Below are 13,850 nucleotides of genomic sequence, written 5' to 3'. Positions count from 1 at the left end.
ATTACGCAACAATGGCGTTGTGAAAAACGCGAGCGAGGAGCGGAAGGGATCCCCGGCCGGTACGGCTGCCGGGGCGCGCCCGGTCGTGTCCGAGCAGCCCGCCCGGGGCGCCGCCGCCCCGCAGGACGAGCAGCAGGGCACCCGCAACCGCGTCGCCCGCTCCATCCTCGACCATGGTCCGTCCACCGCCGCCGAGCTGGCCCTGCGCCTGGAGCTGACCCAGGCGGCCGTCCGCCGTCATCTGGACGCGCTGGCTGCCGAGGGCGTCGTCGAGCCCCGCGAGAAGCGGGTCTACGGCACCCGTGGCCGGGGCCGCCCCGCCAAGGCGTTCGCCCTCACCGACTGCGGCCGGGACGCCTTCGACCAGTCCTACGACGAGCTGGCCGCCGACGCCCTGCGCTGGATCGCGCGCAGCGGCGGCGAGGAGGGCGAGGCGGCAGTCGCCGCGTTCGCCCGCGCCCGGCTGGCCGCGCAGGCCGAGGGGTACCGCAAGGCCGTCGAGGCCGCCGGGCCCGAAGAACGCACCCGGGCCCTCGCCGAGGCATTGACCGCGGACGGGTACGCTGCTACGGCGCGCAGCGCGCCCAATTCCCAGCTCGGTGAACAACTCTGCCAGCACCACTGCCCGGTCGCCCATGTCGCCGAGCAGTTCCCGCAGCTGTGCGAGGCGGAGACCGAGGTCTTCTCCCGTCTGCTGGGGACCCATGTACAGCGGCTCGCCACCATCGCCCACGGCGACGGGGTGTGCACGACCTTCATCCCGAAGGCGGGCGCGCACGGCACCACCGCGCCCGACACCACGAAGACCACCACAGCATCTGCAAGCACGGCCGGGAGGAACCCCGCATGACGCTCCCCACGGAGACTGCCCACCCCGAGCTCGACGGACTGGGCAAGTACGAATACGGCTGGGCCGACTCCGACGTGGCCGGCGCCTCCGCCAAGCGCGGTCTGTCCGAGGACGTCGTCCGCGACATCTCGGCCAAGAAGAACGAGCCGGAGTGGATGCTCAAGCTCCGTCTCAAGGGCCTGAAGCTGTTCGACAAGAAGCCCATGCCCAACTGGGGCTCCGACCTCTCGGGCATCGACTTCGACAACATCAAGTACTTCGTCCGCTCCACCGAGGCGCAGGCCGCCTCCTGGGAGGACCTGCCCGAGGACATCAAGAACACCTACGACAAGCTGGGCATCCCCGAGGCGGAGAAGCAGCGCCTGGTCGCCGGTGTCGCCGCGCAGTACGAGTCCGAGGTCGTCTACCACCAGATCCGAGAGGACCTGGAGCAGCAGGGCGTCATCTTCCTGGACACCGACACCGCGCTGAAGGAGCACCCGGAGCTCTTCCAGGAGTACTTCGGCACGGTCATCCCGGTCGGCGACAACAAGTTCGCGTCGCTGAACACCGCGGTCTGGTCCGGCGGGTCTTTCATCTACGTCCCCAAGGGTGTCCAGGTCGACATCCCGCTGCAGGCGTACTTCCGGATCAACACCGAGAACATGGGCCAGTTCGAGCGGACGCTGATCATCGTCGACGAGGGCGCCTACGTGCACTACGTCGAGGGCTGCACCGCCCCGATCTACAAGTCGGACTCGCTGCACTCCGCGGTCGTCGAGATCATCGTGAAGAAGGGCGGCCGCTGCCGCTACACGACGATCCAGAATTGGTCGAACAACGTCTACAACCTCGTCACCAAGCGCGCCGTCGCCTACGAGGGCGCGACGATGGAGTGGATCGACGGCAACCTCGGCTCCAAGGTGACCATGAAGTACCCCGCGGTCTACCTCATGGGTGAGCACGCCAAGGGCGAGACGCTGTCCATCGCCTTCGCGGGCGAGGGCCAGCACCAGGACGCCGGTTCCAAGATGGTCCACATGGCGCCGAACACCTCCTCCAACATCGTCTCCAAGTCGGTGGCGCGTGGCGGTGGCCGCACCTCGTACCGCGGTCTGGTCGAGATCGGTGAGGGCGCGGCGGGCTCCAAGTCCAACGTGCTGTGCGACGCGCTGCTGGTCGACACCATTTCCCGCTCGGACACCTACCCCTACGTCGACGTCCGTGAGGACGACGTGTCGATGGGCCACGAGGCGACCGTCTCCAAGGTGAGCGAGGACCAGCTCTTCTACCTGATGGCCCGTGGCCTGACGGAGTTCGAGGCGATGGCGATGATCGTGCGCGGCTTCGTCGAGCCGATCGCCAAGGAGCTCCCGATGGAGTACGCGCTGGAGCTCAACCGGCTGATCGAGCTGCAGATGGAAGGCGCGGTCGGCTGACGGCCACGGCACACCCCTGACCGACGCGGCGGCCTTCCTCCGGGAGGGCCGAGTATCGCAACGAGAAAGCGAGCACGACGACAGCCATGGCTGAGGCTCAGAACATCCCGGCGGGTTCCACGACCACCGGTTCCATCGCGGTGGCCGCGGAGTCCACCGTCGCCACCCGCATGAGTGCGCCGCCGTCCTACGACGTGGCGGACTTCCCGGTGCCGCACGGCCGGGAGGAGGAGTGGCGGTTCACCCCCCTCGCCCGCCTGAAGGGCCTGCACGACGGCACCGCGGTCGGCGACGGCGGCATCCTCGTCACCGTCGAGGCCCCGGCGGACGTCACCCAGGAGACCGTGGACCGCGACGACCCGCGGGTCGGCAAGGCCGGCACCCCCGTGGACCGCGTCGCCGCGCAGGCGTACACCTCCTTCGAGAAGGCGCACGTCGTCACCGTCCCCAAGGACACCCAGCTCACCGAGCCGATCCGGATCGGTGTGCAGGGCCAGGGCGGCACCGCCTTCGGCCACCAGGTCATCGAGCTGGGCGCGTTCGCCGAGGCGGTCGTCGTCATCGACCACACCGGCGACGCCACCCTCGCCGCCAACGTCGACTACCTCCTCGGTGACGGCGCCAAGCTGACCGTCGTCTCCGTCCAGGACTGGGACGACACCGCCGTCCACGTCGGCCAGCACAACGCGCTGATCGGCCGCGACGCGAGCTTCAAGTCCGTCGTCGTCACCTTCGGCGGCGACCTCGTCCGGCTGCACCCGCGGGTCGCCTACGCGGCGCCCGGCGGCGAGGCGGAGCTGTACGGCCTGTACTTCACCGAGGCCGGTCAGCACCAGGAGCACCGCCTCATGGTCGACCACTCGGTGCCCAACTGCCGCTCGCGCGTCACGTACAAGGGCGCCCTCCAGGGCGACGACGCGCACGCGGTGTGGATCGGTGACGTCCTCATCCAGGCGTCCGCCACCGGCACGGACACCTACGAGCTCAACCGCAACCTCGTCCTCACCGACGGCGCGCGGGTCGACTCGGTCCCCAACCTGGAGATCGAGACCGGCGAGATCGTCGGCGCCGGTCACGCCTCGGCGACCGGCCGCTTCGACGATGAGCAGCTGTTCTACCTGATGGCCCGCGGCATCCCGGCCGAGGAGGCCCGCCGCCTGGTCGTGCGCGGCTTCTTCGCCGAGCTGATCCAGCAGATCGGCCTGCCGGACGTCGAAGAGCGGCTGATGCGCAAGATCGAGGCCGAGCTGGAAGCGGCCGCGGCATGAGCTACGTACGTGTGGCGACACTGGGCGAGCTGGCGGAGGACACCCCGAAGCGGGTGGAAATCGACGGCACGCCGGTCTCCCTCGTCCGTACCGAGGGCGAGGTGTTCGCGATCAACGACATCTGCTCGCACGCGAACGTCTCCCTGTCGGAGGGCGAGGTCGAGGACTGCTCGATCGAGTGCTGGCTGCACGGATCGAGCTTCGACCTGCGCACCGGCAAGCCGTCCGGCCTCCCCGCGACGCGTCCCGTCCCCGTTTACCCCGTCAAGATCGAAGGAGAGGGCCCGGAAGCCTCCGTGTTCGTCTCCGTCACCCAGGAGTCCTGAGTTCCCCATGGCAACGCTTGAGATCCACGACCTGCACGTCTCCGTCGAAGCCGAGAACGGCCCGCGCGAGATCCTGAAGGGCGTCGACCTGACCGTGAAGCAGGGCGAGACGCACGCCATCATGGGCCCCAACGGCTCCGGCAAGTCGACCCTCGCGTACTCCCTCGCAGGTCACCCCAAGTACACGATCACCGGCGGCACCGTCACCCTCGACGGCGAGGACGTCCTGGAGATGTCCGTCGACGAGCGCGCCCGCGCCGGTGTCTTCCTCGCCATGCAGTACCCGGTCGAGGTCCCCGGCGTCTCCGTCTCCAACTTCCTGCGCACCTCCGCCACCGCCGTCCGCGGCGAGGCCCCCAAGCTGCGGCTGTGGGTCAAGGAGGTCAAGGCGGCCATGGAGCGGCTCCAGATGGACCCCGCGTTCGCCGAGCGCAACGTCAACGAGGGCTTCTCCGGCGGTGAGAAGAAGCGCCACGAGATCCTTCAGCTGGAGCTGCTCAAGCCGAAGATCGCGATCCTCGACGAGACCGACTCCGGCCTCGACGTCGACGCGCTGCGCACCGTCTCCGAGGGCGTCAACCGCGTCCGCGAGAGCGGCGAGGTCGGCACCCTGCTGATCACCCACTACACGCGCATCCTGCGCTACATCAAGCCCGACCAGGTCCACGTCTTCGCGGCCGGCCGCATCGTCGAGTCCGGCGGTGCCGAGCTGGCCGACAAGCTGGAGGCCGAGGGCTACGAGGAGTACACGAAGGGCGGCGCGACCCTGTGAGCGACGCACGCGAGGCCACCGGCCTGCGGACGACCTGCGACCCGCAGGTGCGCCTCGCGGGCGCAGCAGAGGAAGGGGCAGGGGCGTGACACAGATTCCGGGCCTCCTCGACACCGAGGCGATCCGCAAGGACTTCCCCCTCCTGGACCGTCAGGTCCACGAGGGCAAGAAGATCGTGTACCTGGACAACGCGGCGACATCGCAGAAGCCGCGCCAGGTGCTCGACGCGCTGAACGCCTACTACGAGCGCCACAACGCCAACGTCCACCGCGGTGTGCACGTCCTCGCCGAGGAGGCCACGGAGCTGTACGAAGGCGCCCGCGACAAGGTCGCCGCCTTCATCAACGCTCCGAGCCGCGACGAGGTGATCTTCACCAAGAACGCCTCCGAGTCGCTCAACCTCGTGGCCAACATGCTCGGTTGGGCCGATGAGCCCTACCGGGTGGACCACGACACCGAGATCGTCATCACGGAGATGGAGCACCACTCCAACATCGTTCCGTGGCAGCTGCTGTCGCAGCGCACCGGCGCGAAGCTGAAGTGGTTCGGCCTCACCGACGACGGGCGGCTCGACCTCTCCAACATCGACGAGGTCATCACCGACCGCACCAAGGTCGTCTCCTTCACCCTGGTCTCCAATCTCCTGGGCACCATCAACCCGGTGGAGACGATCATCCGGCGGGCCCAGGAGGTCGGCGCGCTGGTCGTCATCGACGCCTCGCAGGCCGCCCCGCACATGGTGCTGGACGTCCAGGCCCTCCAGGCCGACTTCGTGGCCTTCACCGGCCACAAGATGTGCGGCCCGACCGGCATCGGCGTCCTCTGGGGCCGCCAGGAGCTGCTGGAGGACCTCCCGCCGTTCCTCGGTGGCGGCGAGATGATCGAGACCGTCTCGATGCACTCGTCGACGTACGCTCCGGCGCCGCACAAGTTCGAGGCGGGGACACCCCCGATCGCGCAGGCCGTGGGCCTCGGCGCGGCCGTGGACTACCTCACCGCGATCGGCATGGAGAAGATCGCCGCGCATGAGCACGCGATCACCGAGTACGCCGTCAAGCGGCTGCTGGAGGTCCCGGACCTGCGGTTCATCGGCCCGTCCACGACCGAGGACCGCGGGGCGACGATCTCCTTCACGCTCGGCGACATCCATCCGCACGACGTCGGCCAGGTGCTCGACGAGCAGGGCATCGCGGTCCGGGTCGGCCACCACTGCGCGCGGCCGGTCTGCCTGCGGTACGGAATTCCTGCGACCACCCGTGCGTCGTTCTATCTGTACTCCACCCCGGCCGAGGTCGACGCCCTGGTCGAGGGCCTGGAGTACGTCCGCAATTTCTTCGGTTAGACAGACAGAGCGGTAGACCACGCACAGCGGATGAGGACGAGGACTGACTGAGCCGTGAAGCTGGATTCGATGTACCAGGACGTCATCCTGGACCACTACAAGCACCCGCACGGGCGCGGTCTTCGGGACGGCGATGCCGAGGTGCACCACACCAACCCCACCTGCGGGGACGAGATCACCCTGCGGGTGCGGCTGGACGGCACGACCGTCGCGGACGTGTCCTACGACGGCCAGGGCTGCTCCATCAGCCAGGCCAGCGCCTCGGTGCTCAACGACCTGATCGTCGGCAAGCAGCTCGGGGAGGCGCAGCGGATCCAGGAGACCTTCCTGGAGCTGATGCAGTCCAAGGGCAAGGTCGAGCCGGACGACGCGATGGAGGAGGTGCTGGAGGACGCCGTGGCGTTCGCCGGCGTCTCGAAGTACCCGGCACGGGTGAAGTGCGCCCTGCTCAGCTGGATGGCCTGGAAGGACGCCACGGCCAAGGCCCTCTCCGAGGAGGCGAAAACCGCATGACCGACACGCCCGAGAACACCCTGACCAAGCCGGCCTCGGAGGAAGAGGTCCGCGAGGCCCTGTACGACGTCGTCGACCCCGAGCTGGGGATCGACGTCGTCAACCTCGGCCTGATCTACGGCATCCACATCGACGACGCCAACATCGCCACCATCGACATGACGCTGACGTCCGCGGCCTGCCCGCTGACCGACGTCATCGAGGACCAGGCGAAGTCCGCCACGGACGGCATCGTCAACGAGCTGAAGATCAACTGGGTCTGGATGCCCCCGTGGGGTCCCGACAAGATCACCGACGACGGCCGCGAGCAGCTGCGCGCCCTGGGCTTCAACGTCTGACCGACGCCCCGTCACCCCGTACGGCCGTGCCTTCCGAACACCTCGGAGGGCACGGCCGTCGGCGTGTGCGGCCCCCCCCGGATGTGTACATCTGTACATATCGCCGGTTAGGCTCGCGCCATGGCCTATCTGACGCTGGCCGGGGCGATCCTCTCGGAGATCCTGGCGACCACCGCGATGAAGTACAGCGACGGCTTCAGCAGGCTGTGGCCCTCGCTCGCCTCCCTGGCCGGGTACCTCGTGGCCTTCACCCTGCTCGCCCGGACCCTCCGATCGATGAGCGTCGGCACGGCGTACGCGATCTGGGCCGGGGCCGGCACGGCGGTGATCGCGGCGATCGGCATGATCTTCCTGGGCGAGAACACGAGCCCGCTGAAGATCCTCGGGGTGCTGCTGGTCATCGCGGGCGTCGTGGTGCTCCACATGGGCGGTGCGCACTGATGGCCCGTCGGCACGACCCCGAACGGCGGCAGCGGATCATCGACGCGGCGATCGGCGTGGTCGCCGCCCGCGGCATCGCCGGGCTCAGCCACCGCGCGGTCGCCGCCGCCGCCGATGTCCCGCTCGGCTCGACGACGTACCACTTCGCGACCCTCGACGATCTTCTCGTCGCCGCGTTGGAGCAGGTCAACGCCGGGTGGCTGGCGGACTTCGGCCGCTGGGTGGACGGGCTGGACGGCGACGCCCCGGCGGCCGACGACGTCCTGCGGCTGGTCGCCGACACGCTCGCCGGGGACCGCACCCGGGTGGAGCTGGAGTACGAGCTGTATCTGGCGGCGCTGCGCCATCCGCGGCTGCGGCCGCTCGCCGCCGACTGCCTCGACGAGATGGCACGGCTGCTGGCCCGCCGCACCGGCGATCTGCCCACCGCCCGCGCCCTGGTGGCCTTCGCCGACGGACTGATGCTCCAGCACCTGCTGACCGGCCGCCCCTTCGAACCGGATGCGCTGCGGGACGGGTTGACGGCGGCGTTGGTCTGAGGGGTGGGCGCTGCGGGCGGGCGTGAGCCCCCGTATCGGGTAGGCGCGGGGCCCCGGGCCGGGTCAGGCTCCGGGCGCCGGGCCCGAGCGATGAGACCGGTTCGCCTCGGCGGGGGCCCTCCGGTTAGGTTTTCGGCATGACCGATGCTGCTACCTCTCGTACGACCGGCGCCGTCGCCGCCGGGCTCGCCACCGTCACGCCCGACGGCACCGTCCTCGACACCTGGTTCCCCGCGCCCGCCCTGGACGCCGCGCCCGGCCCGGCCGGTACCGAGCGGCTGACCGCCGAGCAGGCGGCCGAGCTGCTGGGCGAGGCCGCGCCGCAGGCCATCGGCCCGGACCCGGTCCGCGGTGTCGAGGTCGTGGCCGTCCGCACGGTCATCGCCTCGCTCGACGACAAGCCGCTCGACGCGCACGACGTCTACCTGCGCCTGCACCTGCTCAGCCACCGGCTCGTCACGCCGCACGGCCTGAGCCTGGAGGGCCAGTTCGGGCTGCTGTCGAACGTCGCCTGGACCTCGCTCGGCCCGGTCGCCGTCGACCAGGTGGAGACGGTCCGCCTCAACGCCCGCGCCGCGGGCAAGCACCTCCAGGTCACCAGCGTCGACAAGTTCCCGCGGATGACCGACTACGTCGCGCCCGCCGGGGTGCGGATCGCCGACGCCGACCGGGTGCGCCTGGGTGCCCACCTCGCGGCCGGTACCACCGTCATGCACGAGGGCTTCGTCAACTTCAACGCCGGTACGCTCGGCACCTCCATGATCGAGGGCCGGATCAGCGCGGGCGTCGTCATCGGCGACGGCTCCGACATCGGCGGCGGCGCCTCCACGATGGGCACCCTCTCCGGCGGCGGCAAGCAGATCATCGCCATCGGCGAACGCTGCCTGCTCGGCGCCGAGTCCGGCATCGGTATCGCCCTCGGCGACGAGTGCGTGATCGAGGCCGGTCTCTACGTCACCGCCGGGACCCGCGTCACGCTCCCCGACGGCCAGGTCGTCAAGGCCCTGGAGCTGTCCGGCGCCGACAACATCCTCTTCCGCCGCAACTCCACCACCGGAGTCGTCGAGGCCCGCCCGAACAAGGCGACGTGGGGCGGCCTCAACGAGGTGCTGCACAGCCACAACTGAGCGGCCCCGGCCATGCGCTGAGAACGCCCCCGTACCGCCGTGTACGGGGGCGTTCGCGTGCGCCCGCGCGGGGAGCACGCAGGGTTGTCCACAGCCCTACCGGCCGGGCGCGGGCCGAACGTAGGGTTTGCGGTATGCGTGATCTTGTAGCGGGGATGCGGTATCTGACCAGGGGACAGCGGTGGGTCGCCGGGCACGGGCGGTGGTGGGGGTTCGGGATGATCCCGGCGCTCATCGCCCTGGTGCTCCATGCGGCGGCGCTGACCGCCCTGGCGCTCTTCTCGGGGGACCTCGCGGCCTGGGCCACGCCGTTCGCGGACGGCTGGGGCGCGCCGTGGCAGGGGCTGCTGCGCGGCCTGTTCGTGGCGCTGCTCGTCGCCGGCGGGTTGATGCTCTCCGTGCTGACCTTCACGGCGGTGACGCTGCTGATCGGCGACCCGTTCTACGAGTCCCTGTCGGAGCGGGTCGAGGCATCCGAGGGCCGCTGCCCGAGCGCACCGGACCGATCGCTGTGGCGGGAGATCTGGATCGCGCTCTGCGACAGCGTCCAGGTGCTGCGGCGTGCGGCGCCGTTCGGCATCGCGCTGTTCGTGCTGGGCTTCGTGCCGTTCATCGGGCAGACCGTCGTCCCGGCCGTCGGCTTCTGCGTCTCCGGCTTCTTCCTCGCCGTCGAGCTGACGTCGGTGGCGATGCAGCGCCGCGACATACCGGTGCGCGAGCGGCTGCGCCTGCTCGGCGGCCGCAAGGCACTCGCCGTCGGCTTCGGCACGCCCGTCGCCCTGCTGTTCCTCATACCCTTCGCCGCGGTGTTCCTGATGCCGGGCGCGGTGGCCGGGGCGACGCTGCTGGTACGCGATCTGGTGCCGGACGAGCGCGCGCCGGGCGCGGCGGACGGGCCGGGCGCCGAGGTGCCGGTCGCCGTCGCCGGGCCGGTGGGTGCGGGTGCGCCGCCGCAGGCCGGTGCGTCCGGCGCGGTCGGTACGGGCGGCGGGTTCGGGCCGCCGCCCGCGCCGTTCACCCCCGGCCCGGGGGCGTGACGGGGCCAGGGGCGCCGGTGGCGGCGGACGTACCGCTGCGGCCTGTCGGACCACGGCGGTCGGCCGGGTGGGCACCGGCGCCCCGGGCGGGGCGGCTCAGGGGCGGATCCGCAGCACCTGCGGGTCGTGGTCGCTGGCCTGGTCGGCGTACTCCGCGTTGAGGTGCACCACGTCGTAGTCGGTGTTGCTCAGATGCGGGCCGGTGAGCATGTGGTCGAGGACCTGGGAGTTGCCGGAGTAGACATAGCCGTAGCGTTCCGCGCGGGGCAGGCCGCCCACCTGGTCGGTGAGGACACCGCCCGCGGTGAGGGTCTTGAGGGCGGGGGAGAACTGGTAGTCGTTGAGGTCACCGGCGACCACCACGTCGGCCTTGGGGTCCTTGGCCAGCAGGTCCTTGACGAAGCCGTTCACCAGGCGGGCCTGGGCGGTGCGCTGCTTCTCGGAGCTCCGGGCGGGCTGCTGGAAACGGCTGTCGAGGCCCTGGTCACCGCCCTTGGAGTTGAAGTGGTTGGCGACGACGAACAGGCGGCTGTCCGGGCGGCCCTTGACGGCGAACCGGCCCACCAGCGGTTTACGGCTGTCCTGCCACGCCGGGTCGGTCGGCGCGATCCGCCCGGGGGACGCCGACAGTGTGGCCCTGCCGTGGTCGGCGCGGGCCTCGACGGGAGTGGTGGCGTCACCGCCCGGGATGTCGGTGAAGTCCACCGTCGCGGGGTTGTAGAGGAACGCGACCCGGATGTTGCCGCCGGGCTGCCCGCCGTCCTTGTCGTTCTCGGGGTCGATCTGCCGCCACCGATAGGCCGGGCCGCCGGCCGCCTCGACGGCGGCGGTCAGCTTCTTCAGCGTGGCGTCCGCGGTGACCGTACCGTCGTCGGTCGGCCCGCTGTCGTCCTGGACCTCCTCCAGGGCCACCACGTCCGGCGCGGCGAGGTTCTTGACCAGCCCCTTCGCCAGCCGGTCGAACTTCGCCTGCGGGGTGGCGGGGGAGAGGTTCTCGACGTTGTACGTCGCGACGGCGACCTCGCCGGGCCGGGAGGCGCGGGTCGTCTCGGGCGCCGGGGCGTGGCCGGTGACCTTCCCCAGCGTTGTGGCCTGGAGGGTGTAGCCGCCGAAGTTGTCGTAGTCCAGCGGGCCTTCGGTGGTGCCGCCGAGGGTGGTGCCGACGTCGGCCGCCGGGAAGGGGTGCGTATCGAGCGGCAGCAGCGAACCGACCTTGATCCGGGCCGGGTTGGGGTCGGCGTACGAGCCGTAGAGGACGCCGCCGCGGGCGGTGCGGGAGTGCTTCGGGTCGGCGGTCACCCACAGCTCGTGGTGGGTGTTGGTCGGGCCGACGACGGGCGCGTCGGCGACCGAGACCCGCATGCCCTCCAGGGACTCGTACAGGTCCAGGGCGTAGGAGCGGGGGCGCAGCGGCAGCGACTCGATGCTGCCGCCGTCCGCGTCGGGGGCGTAGTCGCTGGGTATCGCGGCGGCGTCGAGGCGGACGGGGGCGGGCAGCGGGCGGCCGGACGCGGTGACCTGCCAGGTGGCGCCGGTCAGCTCGGTGACGGACTGGAGCCCGGCGTCCTTTCCGCCGGGGTGGTACTCCTCGACCGTGCCGTCGAGGGTGACCGCGTCACCGACGGCGGCCTGCGGTGTCGTCTTCCCGGTGAAGACGAAGAGCGCCTCGCTGGTTGCCGGGGAGTCGTCCGGCTGCGGGTCCTGCACCCAGAAGCCGCGGGCGGAGCCGAAGGTGCGCAGCGCGGTGACGACGCCGGGTACACCGGAGACCTGCTTCCCGGCGAGCGGGGAGAGGCGGGTGGTGCCCTGGATGTCGTGGATGCGGGTACCGGCGGCGTGGGCGGTCTGCGGGAGCGCCACCAGACCGGCGGCGAGGGCGGCGGCCACCGCCGCGGCGACGGTGACCGGTCTGCGGAGCGGGCGGCGGGACGGCGAGGACGGCATGGCAGGCGCCTCCGGAGGGCGGGAGAGGGTGGGGGCGGAGCGGGGTGAGGCGCGTGATCCGCGTCTTCTACGCGCGTCAATCTCTTGTGTGCCCAGGGGAGTTGTCAAGGTGTTCCGGATGACCGGGAGCGGGCCGCGGGGTGAACCGTCCGGCATGCGGGGAATTCCGTCTACGCTGGGGCGCGCACGAGCCGAAGTCCCCCGAGGAGCTGAGCCCCAGATGTCCGCAGACCGCCCGACCCTGCCGCCGGTGCGGCTGCACTCCGAAGCGGAATTGGCCCGGGACGCGCTGAGCGCTCCCTTGATGGCGCGGGCGGCGCAGCTCGCCCGCTGGGCCGAGCGGGGCGTCCCCGTCGGCGTCGGCGGCGAGATCCTGGAGGAGTCGCTGGGCGCCGCCACCGAGCACCTGGGGCTCGCCGCCGACGAGGACGGCCCCGGGCTCACCGCCGAGGCGTGGCAGCTTGCCGTCGACACCGGTCTCGTCGAGGTCGAGGAGACCGAGGAGACCGGCGAGGGCGACGACGCGGAGGACAGCGCGGCCGTCGGCCTGGCCAAGCCCGGCGAGGAGCTGACGCAGCTCACCGGCGGCAGCCCGCAGGACGTCCTCGACATCTGGCTCGGCGGCATGGAAACGGTGCTCGCCGACGCGGTCGCCCCGGACCTCGCCGACCTCGCCGATCAGCTTGCCGACGGTGGCGAACTGGACCTCGACGCCCTCGACTGGAACCCCGAGGAGGAGGCCGAACTCCTCGACGGCATCCTCGGCAACCTCTACCTGCTGACCGCGCTCGGCGACGCGCCCGGCCAGAGCGTGCCGCTGCCCGCACTCGCCGCCTCCATGATCGTGCCCGACGACATGGAGGAGCCGACCGACGACATCCTCGAAGAGGTCTCCGAGGCGATGATGCGCCTGGACGACCAGTTCCGGGTGCTGGAGCCCATCGGCCTGGTGGCGTACCAGCCGGTCGACGAGGCGCTCATCGAGGAGCTGGACGACGCGGGCGACACGGTCCGCGCCGCCGAGCCGCTGACCGACGAGGACGTCACCCGCTACGGCATGGTCCGGCTGACCCCGCTCGGCGTCTACGCGGTCCGCGCCCGGATGCAGGAGGCGGGCGTGTACGCCCCGGCCGTCGGAGATCTCCGGGACGCCGCCGCCGGGACGCTGCTGGACGCGCTGCCCGACTACCCCGAGGACCTGGCGCGGGAGGAGTCCGAGCAGTGGCTCGCGTCCCGTACGCCGCTGGACGCCGCGCGGGAGCTGCTGGTGGCGGCCCGCGGTGACGACGAGGGGGCCCCGCTGCGCAGGCTCGCCGCGCAGCAGACGCTGGCGCTGGTCGGCGCGGACGCCGAGCCCGCGCTCCGGGAGGTGCTGGACGACCGGCAGCTGGGCGGGCTGGCCCGGGTCTGGCTGGCGGAGCGGGGGTTCGCCGACATCCCCGAGCCGTCCCAGGACATGATCTTCTGGCTGACCGTCGACACCATCGCCGCCCAGCTGGGCACCGCCGAGGAGGACACCGACGAGCTGCGTGACCTGATCGTGGGGCTGACGGGGCAGCACAGCGGCTTCTTCGACGCGGTCTGGCAGGTGGACCACCCGGCGACGCCCGACGTCCTGGAGGCGATGGGCCGGCTGCACCCCGACCGGAAGGCCGCCAAGGAGGCGCGGACGGCCGCCTTCAAGGCGCGGTCGCGCGCGGAGGACTGACGGACGGCAGCCCCGTACGGCGGGCGGCGCGGACACCGGGGGTGTCGGCGCCGCCCGCCGGTGTGTTGGCGGTGGGGCGGGGCGCCGTGCGGATGGCCGGGGCTCCCGGGGCGTGGCACCCCGTTCAACCGGCGTGCCACGCCCGGCCCGCCGAGGGGCTCCGCGTCCCCGCGTTCGTCCTGGCGACGGGCGCCGGGGCGCGGGTGGCGGAGGACTGAGCGGCGAGC

General features: G+C 71.4%; 14 protein-coding genes. 13 read left to right on the top strand and 1 reads right to left on the bottom strand.

Annotated features, from left to right (window positions below):
- Positions 1-19 precede the first annotated feature (19 nt).
- The 12 genes from OG422_RS06740 to OG422_RS06685 all read left to right on the top strand — a co-directional run bounded on the left by OG422_RS06740 (position 20) and on the right by OG422_RS06685 (position 9,971).
- Positions 20-850, top strand: a complete 831-nt coding sequence (locus tag OG422_RS06740; RefSeq protein ID WP_405740823.1) for a helix-turn-helix transcriptional regulator — start codon at positions 20-22, stop codon at positions 848-850.
- The gene (sufB, locus tag OG422_RS06735) at positions 847-2,268 is read left to right on the top strand and encodes a Fe-S cluster assembly protein SufB (RefSeq protein ID WP_143939876.1); all 1,422 of its coding nucleotides are present in this window, start codon (positions 847-849) and stop codon (positions 2,266-2,268) included. Before OG422_RS06740 ends, sufB begins: the two co-directional genes overlap by 4 nt.
- Before the next feature lie 86 nt (positions 2,269-2,354).
- Positions 2,355-3,536 carry a Fe-S cluster assembly protein SufD gene (sufD, locus tag OG422_RS06730; RefSeq protein WP_405740820.1) on the top strand — a complete coding sequence of 394 codons (1,182 nt, stop codon included), beginning with the start codon at positions 2,355-2,357 and terminating at the stop codon, positions 3,534-3,536.
- On the top strand, positions 3,533-3,862 hold the full coding sequence (locus OG422_RS06725) for a non-heme iron oxygenase ferredoxin subunit (protein ID WP_143939878.1): 330 nt from the start codon (positions 3,533-3,535) through the stop codon (positions 3,860-3,862). The genes sufD and OG422_RS06725 overlap by 4 nt, the downstream gene beginning before the upstream one ends.
- Positions 3,863-3,869: 7 nt before the next feature.
- Positions 3,870-4,634 (top strand): Fe-S cluster assembly ATPase SufC, encoded by a 765-nt coding sequence (sufC, locus tag OG422_RS06720; RefSeq protein WP_405740817.1) that lies wholly within the window; start codon positions 3,870-3,872, stop codon positions 4,632-4,634.
- 85 nt (positions 4,635-4,719) lie between these two features.
- Positions 4,720-5,976, top strand: coding sequence for a cysteine desulfurase (locus OG422_RS06715; protein WP_405740815.1), 1,257 nt, complete (start codon positions 4,720-4,722; stop codon positions 5,974-5,976).
- A gap of 54 nt (positions 5,977-6,030) precedes the next feature.
- Positions 6,031-6,489 (top strand): Fe-S cluster assembly sulfur transfer protein SufU, encoded by a 459-nt coding sequence (sufU, locus tag OG422_RS06710; RefSeq protein WP_143939881.1) that lies wholly within the window; start codon positions 6,031-6,033, stop codon positions 6,487-6,489.
- On the top strand, positions 6,486-6,827 hold the full coding sequence (locus OG422_RS06705; RefSeq protein ID WP_030282991.1) for a metal-sulfur cluster assembly factor: 342 nt from the start codon (positions 6,486-6,488) through the stop codon (positions 6,825-6,827). The genes sufU and OG422_RS06705 overlap by 4 nt, the downstream gene beginning before the upstream one ends.
- Before the next feature lie 120 nt (positions 6,828-6,947).
- Positions 6,948-7,268 (top strand): multidrug efflux SMR transporter, encoded by a 321-nt coding sequence (locus OG422_RS06700; RefSeq protein WP_143939882.1) that lies wholly within the window; start codon positions 6,948-6,950, stop codon positions 7,266-7,268.
- Positions 7,268-7,807 (top strand): TetR/AcrR family transcriptional regulator, encoded by a 540-nt coding sequence (locus tag OG422_RS06695; protein ID WP_405740810.1) that lies wholly within the window; start codon positions 7,268-7,270, stop codon positions 7,805-7,807. The genes OG422_RS06700 and OG422_RS06695 overlap by 1 nt, the downstream gene beginning before the upstream one ends.
- 137 nt (positions 7,808-7,944) lie before the next feature.
- A complete protein-coding gene (gene dapD, locus OG422_RS06690) occupies positions 7,945-8,934 on the top strand; it encodes a 2,3,4,5-tetrahydropyridine-2,6-dicarboxylate N-succinyltransferase (protein ID WP_405740807.1) in 990 nt (329 codons plus the stop codon).
- A gap of 134 nt (positions 8,935-9,068) precedes the next feature.
- The gene (locus OG422_RS06685; protein ID WP_405740804.1) at positions 9,069-9,971 is read left to right on the top strand and encodes an EI24 domain-containing protein; all 903 of its coding nucleotides are present in this window, start codon (positions 9,069-9,071) and stop codon (positions 9,969-9,971) included.
- 96 nt (positions 9,972-10,067) lie between these two features.
- Here OG422_RS06685 and OG422_RS06680 read toward each other — a convergent pair whose 3' ends face one another.
- Positions 10,068-11,915, bottom strand: coding sequence for an endonuclease/exonuclease/phosphatase family protein (locus OG422_RS06680; RefSeq protein WP_405740802.1), 1,848 nt, complete (start codon positions 11,913-11,915; stop codon positions 10,068-10,070).
- Between the two features lie 220 nt (positions 11,916-12,135).
- Between OG422_RS06680 and OG422_RS06675 the strand changes: the two genes are divergently transcribed.
- Complete coding sequence (locus OG422_RS06675; protein ID WP_405740799.1) at positions 12,136-13,623, top strand: hypothetical protein; 1,488 nt, start codon at positions 12,136-12,138, stop codon at positions 13,621-13,623.
- Positions 13,624-13,850 lie beyond the last annotated feature (227 nt).

Source organism: Streptomyces sp. NBC_01525, assembly GCF_045040405.1.
Classification (GTDB): domain Bacteria; phylum Actinomycetota; class Actinomycetes; order Streptomycetales; family Streptomycetaceae; genus Streptomyces; species Streptomyces benahoarensis.
This window is presented reverse-complemented; position numbering and strand designations above follow the sequence as displayed.

What these genes read in the sequence shown, in the direction of transcription:
- OG422_RS06675 (WP_405740799.1), top strand. Translation starts at nt 12,136, where the DNA reads ATGTCCGCAGACCGCCCGACCCTGCCGCCGGTGCGGCTGCACTCCGAA.
- OG422_RS06685 (WP_405740804.1), top strand. Translation starts at nt 9,069, where the DNA reads ATGCGTGATCTTGTAGCGGGGATGCGGTATCTGACCAGGGGACAGCGG.
- OG422_RS06700 (WP_143939882.1), top strand. Translation starts at nt 6,948, where the DNA reads ATGGCCTATCTGACGCTGGCCGGGGCGATCCTCTCGGAGATCCTGGCG.
- dapD (WP_405740807.1), top strand. Translation starts at nt 7,945, where the DNA reads ATGACCGATGCTGCTACCTCTCGTACGACCGGCGCCGTCGCCGCCGGG.
- sufD (WP_405740820.1), top strand. Translation starts at nt 2,355, where the DNA reads ATGGCTGAGGCTCAGAACATCCCGGCGGGTTCCACGACCACCGGTTCC.
- OG422_RS06695 (WP_405740810.1), top strand. Translation starts at nt 7,268, where the DNA reads ATGGCCCGTCGGCACGACCCCGAACGGCGGCAGCGGATCATCGACGCG.
- sufC (WP_405740817.1), top strand. Translation starts at nt 3,870, where the DNA reads ATGGCAACGCTTGAGATCCACGACCTGCACGTCTCCGTCGAAGCCGAG.
- sufB (WP_143939876.1), top strand. Translation starts at nt 847, where the DNA reads ATGACGCTCCCCACGGAGACTGCCCACCCCGAGCTCGACGGACTGGGC.
- OG422_RS06680 (WP_405740802.1), bottom strand. Translation starts at nt 11,915, where the DNA reads ATGCCGTCCTCGCCGTCCCGCCGCCCGCTCCGCAGACCGGTCACCGTC.
- OG422_RS06705 (WP_030282991.1), top strand. Translation starts at nt 6,486, where the DNA reads ATGACCGACACGCCCGAGAACACCCTGACCAAGCCGGCCTCGGAGGAA.
- OG422_RS06725 (WP_143939878.1), top strand. Translation starts at nt 3,533, where the DNA reads ATGAGCTACGTACGTGTGGCGACACTGGGCGAGCTGGCGGAGGACACC.